Below are 11,486 nucleotides of genomic sequence, written 5' to 3' on the forward strand. Positions count from 1 at the left end.
ATGGAGGTCGCGCTCAGGCGGGAGGGGCGGCGGCGGCCCCCGCGGGGCGCCGGTCTTTTTCGGCGGCGAGGCTTATCAGCGCGCTTTTCACATCGTCAAGCAACGCAGGCCAGGGCCTGGTCGTCACACTGCCGCGGGCGATGAACACATAGTCGTGGCCGGCGCGGCCGAGCGTGGGCACGAGCGCCCGCGCAGCTTCGCGCAGCCGGCGCTTGGCGCGGTTTCGCACCACAGCGCCGCCCACGCGTTTGGTGGCGGTGAAGCCCAGGCGCACGAGGTCGGTCCCGTCGGCCCGGTCGCGGGCCTGCACGAGCACGGCGCCCCTGGCGACCGCGCGCGCTTTCGCCGCGGCCAGAAACTCGGCGCGCTTCTTCAGGCGTTCGATGGGAAAGGCGGCGTCCGTCACCCGGACACCTTCAAAGGCCTCAGGCCGACAGGCGCTTGCGGCCCTTGGCGCGACGACGCGCGATCACCTTGGCGCCATTCTTGGTGGCCATGCGCGCGCGGTAGCCGTGACGGCGCTTTCGCACGAGTCGCGACGGCTGATAGGTCCGCTTCACGAGATTGGCTCCGGTCTAAAATCGAGCGGCGGTCCTTAAGGGAAGGCCCTAGGCCTGTCAACCTCGCCGAGCCCCAGGGCCCCCGCGTTGCGGAGCCGGGGACCTGCCGCTAGGTTCCGCCGCGCCGGCGAGCGCCGGCTGGGGGAGAGCATCTAGAGACAATGAGCGCGACGTCCGCCGCCGCCGACAGCGGCCACATCACCGGCTTCGGCAGCAAGCCCTACCGCAGCTATGTGCTCACTGCGCTCCTGTTCATCTACATCCTGAACTTCGTCGACCGGGGGCTGCTCTCGGTCGTGGCCCCGGCCATGAAGCCGGAGCTGGGGATCAGCGACACGGCCTTCGGCCTGCTCACCGGTTTCGGCTTCGCCCTGCTCTATACCTTCGTCGGCATCCCGCTGGCTCAGTTCGCGGAGACGCGGCACCGGGTCTGGATCATGACCGTGTGCGTCGCCCTGTGGTCGCTGATGACCGCGCTGTGCGGGCTGGCGGCGGAGGTGACGATCGGCTCGCTCACCATCGGCGCGTTCTGGATCCTGCTCGCCTGCCGGGTCGGCGTCGGGATCGGGGAGGCGGGCTGCACGCCGCCCGCCAACTCGCTGATCGCCGACTACTATCCGCCGAAGAGCCGCTCCACGGCGCTCGGCTACTACGCCATGGGCGTGACCCTGGGCGGGGTGCTGGCCAACATGATCGGCGGCCCGATCACCGACGCCTTCGGCTGGCGCTGGGCCTTCTTCATCGTCGGCCTGCCGGGCCTCTTGGTGGCCCTTGTGTTCAAGCTCACGGTGAAGGAGCCGCCGCGCGGCTACACCGATCCGCCAGGCACAGTGCGGCGCGAGAAGGCGCGCTTCAGCGACGGGATGCGCGAGCTGGCCTCCAAGCCCTCGTTTTGGGCGATGACTGTGGGCGCGACGATCGCGGCCTTCTGCGGCTACGGCATCGGCTCCTTCCAGTCGCTGTTCATCAACCGCTCGTTCGGGCTCAGCGCCGGCGAGGCGGCGCTGTTCATCAACACCCCGGTCGGCATCGCCTCGGCGGTCGGCACCCTCGCCACCGGCTGGCTGGCGGAGAAGATGGCCGCCAAGAGCCCCAACGCCATCGCCTGGCTGCCGGCCATCGGCCTGACCGCCAGCGTGCCCTTCTACCTGCTGGCCTTCAGCACCGGCGACCTGATGGTCTGCCTGGCGGCGCTCTCCATCGGCGGGGCGATCAAGTACGGCTACCTCGCCGCCCAGTACACCATCGGCCAGGGCGTGGTGTCGGCCCAGGTGCGGGCCGTCGCGACGGCCATCCTGCTGTTCGTCGTCAACCTGCTGGGCTACGGCCTCGGCCCGCTGTTCATCGGCGCGATCAGCGACCTGTTGTTCAACATGCAGGTCGCCGACCTGGGCTCGGCGGACCTTACCCGCCAGGCCTGCGAGGGCGCCGCCCGCGCCGCGCTGGCCCAGGCCCAGCAGGATGTCTGCGCCATCGCCCACCCGCAGAGCCTCGAGCGCTCTTTGCAGATCACCGCCTGCCTCTACGCCGTCGCGGGCCTGTTCTTCCTGATCACCACCCGCTGGCTTAAGCGCGACATGGTGGCGAAGTAGGGCCTTGAAATACCGCTCATCCCGGCTTTCGCCGGGATGAGCTTGGGGTGGAGGACCGGGCTGACAACCGTGCGCCACCGTGGGACGTTGGCGTCCCATGGAGACTTGGCTGCTCGCGGGCCTGCTCGGCCTTGGCCTCGCCGCGGCGACGGGGCTGAAGACCTTCCTGCCGCTGCTGATGCTCTCGGCGGCGGCCAGGTTCCAGCTGTTCGGCGTCGAGCTTTCCGGCGCATTCGCCTGGCTGGGCTCCGACGCGGCGCTGGTAGCCCTGGGGATCGCGGCGCTGGCCGAGTTCCTGGCCGACAAGATCCCCGTGGTCGACCATGCGCTGAGCGCCTTCGGCACGGTCGCCCGGCCCGCCGCCGGCGCGCTGGCTGCGGCGGCGGCGTTCAGCGGCCTCGATCCGGCCATGGCGGCGATCCTCGGGCTGATCGTCGGCGCGCCCACGGCGCTGGCCTTCAACACCGCCCAGACCGGCGCGCGCCTGACCAGCACGGCGACGACCGGCGGGCTCGCCAACCCGGCCGTCTCTCTGGCCGAGGACGTGCTGGCCTTCGCCACCGCCGCCCTGGCGCTCGCCGCGCCGATCCTGATCCCGCTGGTCCTGATCCTGCTGTTCTTTGCCGGGTGGAGCCTGCTGCGCAGGCTGAGACGGCGCATCGCCGGCTGACCTGCTTCGGATTTTTCGAAGCATCGACATGGCTGCCCTTACGAAAACCTCTGGCGGAACGCAGATAGCCGAACCATGATCGCCTCCTCAGCTGTACGGCCTCCCGCGAAGAGGAGGCTGGCCGCGAGGGGAGGAAACACATGAATTCACGCAGCTATCTCTGCGGCGGCTCGCTGCTGGCCGTCGCCATCGCTCTGGGTGTCGCAGGCCCGGCCGCCGCCCAGAACGAAGTCGAGGAAGTCGTCGTCACCGGCTCCTTCATCGCCGGCACGCCCGAAGACGCGGCTCTGCCGGTGGACGTGACCACCTCGGAGGACCTTCAGAAGCAGGGCAGCCCGACGGTCGTCCAGCTGGTCAAGTCGCTGCCCGCGGCGGCCTCCTCGATCGGCGAGAGCAACCGCTTCCTCGGCAACGCCGCGGGCTCGGCCTCGGTGAACCTGCGCGGCTTCGGCTCGAACCGCACCCTGGTGCTGATGAACGGCCGCAGGCTGGCGCCGTCGCCCGGCACTGTGGCCCTGGCCGGCGTCTATGACATCAACCTGATCCCGGTCGCCGCGATCGGCCGCATCGAGGTGCTGAAGGGCGGCGCGGCCGCGACCTACGGCTCCGAAGCGATCGGGGGCGTCGTCAACTTCATCACCCGCCGCGACCTCGAGGGCTTCGAGGTCAACGCCAACTACAACTACATCGACGGCTCGGAAGGCGACTGGGACGCCAGCATCGCCTACGGTTTCCGCGGAGATCGGCTGCAGGGCCTGTTCACCGCCGGCTACCGCCGCCGCAGCGAACTGCGCACCACCGACCGCGATTGGGCGCTTCAGCCCAACGTCGTCAACCCGCTGGGCGGCTGGTCAGCGGCCAGCAACCCCGGCGGCTACCAGTTCTTCCCGGTGGGAGGAGCGACCGGCGCCGTGCCGCTGCCCGGCGGCGCGTTCGGCCAGCCGCCGGCCAGCCCGGCCAACCCCGGCCGCGCCATCACCCTGACCAGCTTCAACGATCCCGGCTGCCTCGAGCTCGGCGGCACGCGCAACGCCACCGGCCAGTGCCTGTTCCAGTACAGCCGGTTCGACAACCTGGTGAACGACGAGGACCACTGGCAGTTCTTCGGCGAGCTCAATTACGACCTCACCGAGAACATCACGTGGCACGCGGAGGCCTTCTGGTCGATGCACGAGGTGGCGGCCGAGCGGGTCTCCCCCAGCCAGTCGACCATCGTCTTCCCCAGCCCGATCGCTGCGTCCGGCGGCTCGCCGGGCGGCGGCACCTCGCCGTTCCCCGCGCTGGCGGCTAACGAGTCGTCGCGCTTCTACATTCCCTTCGCCAACCCGGGGCTGCAGGCGCTGTTCAACTCCGGCTGCGCGGGCGTCGTGGGCCAGACTCCGGCGGCGGTGTGCGCCGGCATCCAGAACGGCGTCGTCGCCAATCAGACCGCGTGGCGCCCGAGAGGCTACGGCGGCAACCCGCTGTTCGAAGACGGCGCCGACCACCAGCGCCGGGCCGTCGAGGCCTACCGGGTCTCCACCGGCTTCAAGGGCGAGATCTTCGAGGGGCTCGGGTTCGACGCGGCGGTCACCTACATGGAGGCCATCGGCGAGTTCGACACGCCGGACATCGTCACCAACCGGCTGCAGCTGGCTCTGCGGGGGCTCGGCGGGCCGGGGTGCAATCCGACCACCGGAACGCCCGGCGCCGGCGCCTGCCAGTGGTTCAATCCCTTCGCCAACGGCATCCAGCAGGACGCGGTGTACGGGAACCAGAACCCATTCTTCAATCCGGCCGCCGTCCCGGCCAACACCAACACCCGCGAGCTCTATGACTGGATGCACGAGTACGTCCGCTCGGAGGGCCGCTCGAAGAATCTGATCGCCGACCTGATCTTCAACGGCGAGGGCCTGTTCACCCTGCCTGGCGGCGAGATCGCCTGGGCGGCAGGGCTTCAGTTCCGGCGTGAGGAGCTGGAGACAATCGCCGTCGACCCGCGCTTCAACATCGAGCAGAACCCCTGCGTCGACGACATCGACGACCGCACACCGCAGTGCACGATCGCAACCGGGGTCACCAACTTCGTCGGCAACATCGATCCAAGCGCCTCTTCGCGGGACGTGAAGGCGGTGTTCGCCGAGGTGAAGCTCCCGATCCTGGAGAACCTCGACCTGACCCTGGCGGCCCGCTACGAGGACTTCGGCGGCACCATCGGCAGCACCACCAACCCCAAGGCCGATCTGCGCTGGGAGGTCATCGACGGGCTGGCGCTGCGCGGCTCGATTGGCAGCACCTTCCGCGCCCCGCCGCAGTCATCGATCACGCCCGGGTTCGCCCGGATCAACAGCGCCTTCACCGACCCGACGACCTTGGCGACGCTGTACCGGCCGGCCGACACCTACGGGAATCCGGACCTGGAGCCTGAGACGGCGGACTACTGGAGTCTCGGGGTGATCGTCGACAAAGGCCCGTTCAGCGCGACCATCGACTACTGGAACTTCAACTTCCACGACGAGCTGGCCACCGAAACCGCGGCGCGGATCTTCCAGGCCATGTTCCCGAGCGCGACGGCGAGCAGCTGGCAGTGCGGCAACGCCGCCCTGCGGGCCCGCTTCAACTTCGCCACCGGCACGACGTTCACCGGCCCCGATGGCTCGAACTGCCACCCCAGCAACCTGCTGGCGGTACGGTCGAACAACATCAACGGGCCGGGCGTCGACACCTCGGGCGTGGATTTCCAGGCCAACGTCGAGCTGCCGGACCTGGGCGATATCCAGTGGAACATCGGCGTCGAGGGCTCGTACCTGATCGAGTACAAGCGGGGCGCGCTGCGCACCCTCGAGGGCGACATCATCGAGCCTGAGCTCGACCGGGCCGGCAAGCTGGAGCTGATCTCGGCCTTCTATTCGTATCCGCGGATCAAGGCGAACGCCTACGCTAACTTCAACTGGGGCGAACAGAACCTGAGGGCCACGCTCCGCTACGTCTCGGAGATGGAGGACCGGAACCACGACATCAATCCGGCGCTGGCCGGCGTGCAGGCGGCGCGGGTCGGCGAGTACATCCAGGTCGACCTCGCCTACCGGGTGGCGTTGCCCTGGGACACCATGCTGACCCTCAAGGTCGACAACCTGTTCGACGAGGAGCCGGAGTTCGTCCGCAGCCAGTACAACTACGACTACACCCTGGCGAACCCGCTGGGCCGCGTCTTCGGCATCGGCGTGCGCAAGCACTTCTGAGGCGAAGCGCCCCTCCGTCTCGTCGCTGCGCCGAGCCCCCTCCCCCGTCGTCTGCCCGACGGGGGAGGGGGACCGCCGACGGCGGTTGAGGGGGCGCTCGCGGCGCTCTAGGCCAGGGTCAGCACCAGCGGGCCGTTTCGCGTCGCCACCAGGGTGTGCTCGTACTGCACGGTGGGCTCGCCGCCGGGCGGGCGCAGGGTCCAGCCGTCGTCCAGCTCGTCGACCCACTCGGCGCCGAGCGAGAGGAAGGGCTCGATGGTGAAGACCAGGCCCTCGGGAATGCGGCGCGCGTCGGCCGGCTCGTACCAGGTGGCGAGGTTCTCCGGCTCCTCGTGCAGCCAGGAGCCGACGCCGTGGCTCGCGAGGTTGCGCACCAGCGTGTAGCCGTTCTTGCGCGCGAAGCCCTCGATGCTGCGGCCGATCTCGTTCAGGCGGCCGCCGGCGCGGACGGCCCGGATGCCCGCCCACATGGCCCGGCGCCCGTCGCGGCACAGGCGCTCGATCCGCGGCGTGGTGGGCGGGACGGAGAAGCTGGCCCCGTTGTCGGCGAAGAAGCCGTCGAGCTCGGCCGAGACGTCGATGTTGACCAGGTCGCCGGCCTCGATGCGTCGGTCGCCCGGAACGCCGTGAGCCACGTCCGGGCCGACGGAAATGCAGGTCGCGCCGGGAAACCCGACGCAGATCTGCGGCGCCGACCGCGCGCCCTCGGCTTCCAGCAGCCGGCGGCCGAGCGCGTCAAGTTCGGCGGTGGTGATCCCCGGCTCCAGGGCCTCGCCCATGGACTTCAAGGTGCGGGCCACAAGGCTGCCCGCCTTCCTCAGCTTCTCGAGCTGGTCGTCGCTGTCGATGGTCATGATAGATCCGGGCGGATGATGGTCTTGCCGATCACCTGGCGGTCGGCGAGGGAGTCGAAGGCGCTGCGCCAGTCGGCCAGCGGGTATTCCTTGTAGACGCGGGGCTTCACCTTACCCTGGCGCGCCAGGTCCCAGATCGCCTGGGTGTTCTCGCGCCCCTTCTCGGGAAACTGGCGGCCGTACTCGCCGGCCCGCACGCCCATCACCGAGAAGCCCTTGATCAGGGCGATGTTGACCGGGAGGGTCGGCAGCCGGCCGGAGGTGAAGCCGATGGACAGAATCCGCCCGTTGAAGGCGATGCAGCGCGTGCTCTCATCGAACACATCGCCGCCGACGGGATCGTAGACCACGTCGGCGCCGCGGCCGCCGGTGATCTCCTTGACCCTCTCGCGGAAGCCGCCGGTGACGTTTACGGTCGCGTCCACGTCGTACTCGCCGGCGATGACTGCCAGCTTCTCGTCCGACGCCGACGCGGCGATCACCTTGGCGCCCAGCACCTTGGCCAGGTCGACGGCGGCGAGGCCCACGCCGCCCGCTGCCCCATGCACCAGCACCCACTCGCCGGGCTCCAGCTGGGCGCGCCGGACCAGGGCGACGTAGGCGGTGAGGTAGGCCGTCCCGTAACCTGCCGCCTGGGCGAAGGAGAGGTGTTCCGGCTTCTCGCGCATCGCCGCCGCTGGGCTGACGGCGAATCCGGAGAAGCCGCCGATCCGCGCCGCGCCGACGACGGGATCTCCGACCTTGAACCGGGTCACGCCCTCGCCGACCGCGTCCACCTCGCCGGCCACCTCCATCCCCGGGATGAAGGGCAGGGGCGGCCTGTGCTGGTACTCGCCCCGGGTCTGCAGCAGGTCCGGGAAGTTGACCGCGGCGGCCTGGACTCGAATGCGGACCTCGCCGGCCTTCGGCTCCGGCGTCGGGACCTCCTTCAGCACGCAGCCGGCGTAGTCGGCCGCGAGCTCCTCCACGACGAGTGCGCGCATCAGCAGATCCGCCCTTCCAGCCCCTCGCGCACCAGCCCGGCGATCTCCCGGCAGGCGACGTCCGCGGCCGGCACGGCGCCGGTGAAGGCGGTGAAGGCGTGGGCGAGGTGGTCGTAGCAGCGGTAGACGACGGGCACGCCGGCCTCCCGAAGGCGTCGGGCGTAGGCCTCGCCCTGGTCCAGCAGCGGATCGAAGCCGGCCGTCACCACCACGGCGGGCGCGAGGCCGGACAGGTCGGGCGCCTTCAGCGGCGACAGGCGCGGATCGGCCGGGTCGTCCTCCGGGCCCATGTAGTGGCCGATGAACCAGTCCAGGGTCGGCCGGTTCAGCGGAAAGGCGTCGGCGTAGGTGGTCATGGAGGCGCTCTCGCTGGTGACGTCGACCCAGGGGTAGATCAGCAGCTGCAGCGCAGGCTGCGGCTCGCCCGCCCGCTTCAGCTCCTGCGGTATCACGGCGGCGAAGTTGCCGCCCATCGAGTCCCCGGCGATGGCGACTGCCCCGTCCGGCGCGCCGAAGCGGGTCGCGTGCTCACGGGCCCAGCGGTAGGCGGCCAACACGTCCTCCAGGCCGGTCGGGAAGCGATGCTCCGGGGCCAGGCGATACTCCACCGACAGCACCGGAGCCCGGGTGATCCGGCTCAGGATCTGGCAGAAGGCGTCGCTGGTCTCCAGGTCGCCGATGACGCCGCCGCCGAAGTGGGCCCAGACGATGACCGGGGACGCCGGGTCCTGGTTCGCCGGGCGGTAGAGGCGCAGCGGGATCGGAAAGCCCGGCCCCTCCAGCACGAGCGCCTCCTTGCGCACGCCGGGCTCGGTCCCGCCGGCCAGCGGGGCGATCCCGTCGGCGTTCGCCCGCCGCGCTTCCTCCGGGGCCATGCCGGTCAGCGGCGGCGCGCCTCGGCTCGCGGCGGCCAGGAACTGCAGGCGCGGATCGAGGGTGCGCCCGCCGCGATAGACCACGCCCCCGCCGGACAGCGCCCGCAGGATCGGGGTCGGCAGCGAGAGCAGGCTCCTCAGCACCAGCCGCCGGGCGCCGGCTCCGGCCATGGCTAGCTCTTGGCGCCTGGCAGGGAGCGTGCGCCCCCGAGGATCATCGCCATGGCGAACTCGGCCGCGCCCTCGGTGTCGATCGGCCGGCGCTGCAGCATCTTTTCGCCCACCTCGCGGGCGATGGCGATGCAGGCGGCCGCCAGGTAGTCGGGATCGCCCGCTGGGCCGCCGCGGCGGCTCTCCTCGACGATGGCGGCGCGGACCTCGGCGAACACCGCCTGGCCCTCCGGGGTCTCGGAGCGCAGGTGCGGGTGAGGCTCCTCGGGCGGGCGGCGGGCGATCCAGTTGGCGTGCTCGTCGGCCAGGAAACGGTAGTAGGCGCGGATCGCGCCGCGGACGAAGGTCTCGAAGTCGCGCGCCTTGACGCGCTCGGCCTTCAGGATCGGCTGGAACTTGCGCGCGCCCTCCTCGGCCAGGGCGGCGAACACCTCCTCCTTCGAGCGGTAGTAGTTGTAGAAGGTGCCGGCCGCCAGGCCCGTGCGGCGGATGATGTCGCGCACCGTCGCCGCCTCGTAGCCCAACTCCCCGAACACCTCGCGGGCGGCGTCCAGGATCGCGGCGCGGTTCTGGAGCTTGGTCTGCTCGCGCTTGCCGGCCGGCAGGTAGGCGACTTGCGACATCGGGACTCGAAAATTTCTAAAGTGACACCCGTCATTGTAGAGAGCCTTGGCGGCTCACGCCAAGGCTTTGCCGCCGCTGCCCCGAAATGGTTCAACCCTTGCGGGCTTCGCACTTCGTTCGGCACTGGCTCCAGCTCGTCGGGCAGGCGTCGCCGTCGCCGGACGAGAGGCAGAAGTAGTAGGTGCGGTCGCAGCCGGAGCGGCACTGGCGCGCGGCCCCGCCGCGGTCGGGCGGCGCCCTCCAGGTCACCGAGGCGGCCGCGCCGACCGGATCGGGCATCTGCGGATCGCGCGGCGCGTCGGGCCCGGCGGGCGCCAGGGGCGCAGCGACGGGCTTGGGGGCCGACGCCGACACGGGCCCGCGCAGCCCGGCTTGCGCCTTGGGCGCCGGCTTCACGAACACGAAGCGGCTCTTCTCCTGCCCGGCGGCCGGGCCGGCCAGGGCCAGGCTGAGGGCGGCGAAGATCAGGAGGGGGCGCATGGGGCCGACCCTGCGCCGCGCCCCTTAAGCCGCGGTTAACTATACCGTCCGCTGGGCGCGGTCCTTCTCGTTGGTCGCCTTGATGGACTCGCGCGCCGCCTGCCACTGTTCGTCGGTCCAGCTGCGCAGGGCCGCGAAGCCGCCGCCGCCGGCGTTCCAGGCGCCGCCGTCGATGGCGATGGTCTGGCCGTTCACATATTCCGACAGCGGGTGCAGCAGGTAGACGGCGAGGTTCGCCAGCTCCCGCATCTCGCCCACTCGCCCCATCGGGTTGCCCGAGCGGCCGCCGTCGCTCCCGCCGGTGTCGCGCGAGGCGCCGGGGTTGAGCCGCGCGCTCATGCCCTCGGTCGGGAAGGGGCCCGGGGCGATGGAGTTGAAGCGGACCCCGCGCCCGCCCCACTCGACCGCCAGCGACTGGCTCATCACGTTGATGCCGGCCTTGGACATCGCCGAGGGGACGGTGAACGGCCCGCCGTTCCAGATCCAGGTGGTCAGGATGGAAACCACCGAAGCCCTCGTCCCCTCCGCCAGCCAGCGCTTGCCGCACCCGAGCGTCACGAAGAACGAGCCGCGGAAGACGATGTTGGAAATGGCGTCGAAGCCCCGCGGCGACAGGTCCTCGGTGCGGCTGATGAAGTTGCCGGCGGCGTTGTTGACGAGGCCCGTCAGCGCCCCGCCGTCGGCCCAGATGCGGTCCAGCATCTCCTCGATGGCCTCCGGGACGCGGATGTCGCAGGGGATGCCGACCATCTTGCCGCCGTGAGCGTCCATCAGCTCCCTGGCGGTCTCGTCGAGAACCCCGCCGCGCCGCCCGCAGACGTAGACCTCCGCCCCCAGCATCAGGCAGGCCTCGGCCATGGCCTTGCCCAGGCCCGTGCCGCCGCCGGTGATCAGGATGCGGTGGCCTTGCATCAGCCCGGGCCGGAACATCAGGTCATCCATCGAAAGCTGCGGCATCAGGCGTCCTCCTGTTTCCGTCCATGAGGCGGCAGCGCGGGACGCGGCGCAAGCGTGACGCCAGGGCATACGGCTGCCATCGTGCTAAGGTTTGGCGCCTGGGGGCGATCAACCAGACGTTTGCATGTGGGGTGGGCGTGGAGGCCTTTCTCTTCATCCTGATGCTCGCCGGGTTCGGCTGGCTGTTCTTCAGGATCAACGAGCTGGAGCGGCGGCTGGAAAAGGCCGAGCGGCGGGCCATGCTCTTCGGCGGCGCGTCCGGAGCCCTTTCGGAGCCGGAGCCCGCGCCTTCCGCGCCGCGCGCAGCGCCCGAAGCGGCGCAGGCCCGTCCGAAAGTTGCAGCCGAGCCCGAGCCTCCGGCCGCGCTCGCCCAATCCGAGCCGGAGCCGCCGAGAGCGCCGCAGCGGCCGCTCGGTCCCCCGGCCGGCCAGCGGCTGCGCACCTGGCTGGAGGAGAACGGCCTCGCCTGGGCGGGCGGCGCCGTGCTGGCGCTGGGCGG

Annotated in this window: 11 protein-coding genes and 1 pseudogene; 4 read left to right on the forward strand and 8 right to left on the reverse strand. The window is 70.7% G+C overall.

The genetic code is table 11. The annotated features are described in order from the left end of the window. Positions 1–13: 13 nt before the first annotated feature. Both rnpA and rpmH read right to left on the reverse strand, forming a co-directional pair. A complete protein-coding gene (rnpA, locus tag VHK87_RS04420) occupies positions 14–406 on the reverse strand; it encodes a ribonuclease P protein component (protein WP_329633685.1) in 393 nt (130 codons plus the stop codon). 19 nt (positions 407–425) lie between these two features. After that, entirely contained in the window at positions 426–560 is a 135-nt protein-coding gene (gene rpmH / locus VHK87_RS04425) for a 50S ribosomal protein L34 (protein WP_329633686.1), read from the reverse strand. Positions 561–721: 161 nt separating this feature from the next. On the opposite strand from rpmH, the gene VHK87_RS04430 reads away from it, so the two are divergent. The 3 genes from VHK87_RS04430 to VHK87_RS04440 all read left to right on the forward strand — a co-directional run bounded on the left by VHK87_RS04430 (position 722) and on the right by VHK87_RS04440 (position 6,043). Beyond that, positions 722–2,152 (forward strand): MFS transporter, encoded by a 1,431-nt coding sequence (locus VHK87_RS04430; RefSeq protein ID WP_329633687.1) that lies wholly within the window; start codon positions 722–724, stop codon positions 2,150–2,152. A gap of 97 nt (positions 2,153–2,249) precedes the next feature. Next, positions 2,250–2,822: a DUF4126 domain-containing protein gene (locus VHK87_RS04435; RefSeq protein WP_329633688.1), complete on the forward strand. Its 573-nt coding sequence runs from the start codon at positions 2,250–2,252 to the stop codon at positions 2,820–2,822. 140 nt (positions 2,823–2,962) lie between these two features. Beyond that, on the forward strand, positions 2,963–6,043 hold the full coding sequence (locus tag VHK87_RS04440) for a TonB-dependent receptor domain-containing protein (RefSeq protein WP_329633689.1): 3,081 nt from the start codon (positions 2,963–2,965) through the stop codon (positions 6,041–6,043). Between the two features lie 107 nt (positions 6,044–6,150). Here VHK87_RS04440 and map read toward each other — a convergent pair whose 3' ends face one another. From map to VHK87_RS04470, 6 genes are all read right to left on the reverse strand, one after another. Beyond that, positions 6,151–6,897 (reverse strand): type I methionyl aminopeptidase, encoded by a 747-nt coding sequence (map, locus tag VHK87_RS04445; RefSeq protein ID WP_329633690.1) that lies wholly within the window; start codon positions 6,895–6,897, stop codon positions 6,151–6,153. Further along, positions 6,894–7,880 carry an NADPH:quinone oxidoreductase family protein gene (locus VHK87_RS04450; protein ID WP_329633691.1) on the reverse strand — a complete coding sequence of 329 codons (987 nt, stop codon included), beginning with the start codon at positions 7,878–7,880 and terminating at the stop codon, positions 6,894–6,896. The genes map and VHK87_RS04450 overlap by 4 nt, the downstream gene beginning before the upstream one ends. Next, the gene (locus tag VHK87_RS04455) at positions 7,880–8,926 is read right to left on the reverse strand and encodes an alpha/beta hydrolase (RefSeq protein WP_329633692.1); all 1,047 of its coding nucleotides are present in this window, start codon (positions 8,924–8,926) and stop codon (positions 7,880–7,882) included. Before VHK87_RS04455 ends, VHK87_RS04450 begins: the two co-directional genes overlap by 1 nt. Positions 8,927–8,928: 2 nt before the next feature. Beyond that, the gene (locus tag VHK87_RS04460; RefSeq protein WP_329633693.1) at positions 8,929–9,549 is read right to left on the reverse strand and encodes a TetR/AcrR family transcriptional regulator; all 621 of its coding nucleotides are present in this window, start codon (positions 9,547–9,549) and stop codon (positions 8,929–8,931) included. Between the two features lie 91 nt (positions 9,550–9,640). Continuing rightward, on the reverse strand, positions 9,641–10,030 hold the full coding sequence (locus VHK87_RS04465) for a hypothetical protein (RefSeq protein ID WP_329633694.1): 390 nt from the start codon (positions 10,028–10,030) through the stop codon (positions 9,641–9,643). A gap of 39 nt (positions 10,031–10,069) precedes the next feature. Beyond that, positions 10,070–10,987, reverse strand: a complete 918-nt coding sequence (locus VHK87_RS04470) for an SDR family oxidoreductase (RefSeq protein WP_329633695.1) — start codon at positions 10,985–10,987, stop codon at positions 10,070–10,072. A 137-nt stretch (positions 10,988–11,124) separates the two neighbouring features. On the opposite strand from VHK87_RS04470, the pseudogene VHK87_RS04475 reads away from it, so the two are divergent. Continuing rightward, a pseudogene (locus VHK87_RS04475) lies at positions 11,125–11,486 on the forward strand (hypothetical protein); the annotation flags it as partial.

It is taken from the genome of Phenylobacterium sp. (assembly GCF_036263695.1).
Classification (GTDB): Bacteria; Pseudomonadota; Alphaproteobacteria; order Caulobacterales; family Caulobacteraceae; genus Phenylobacterium.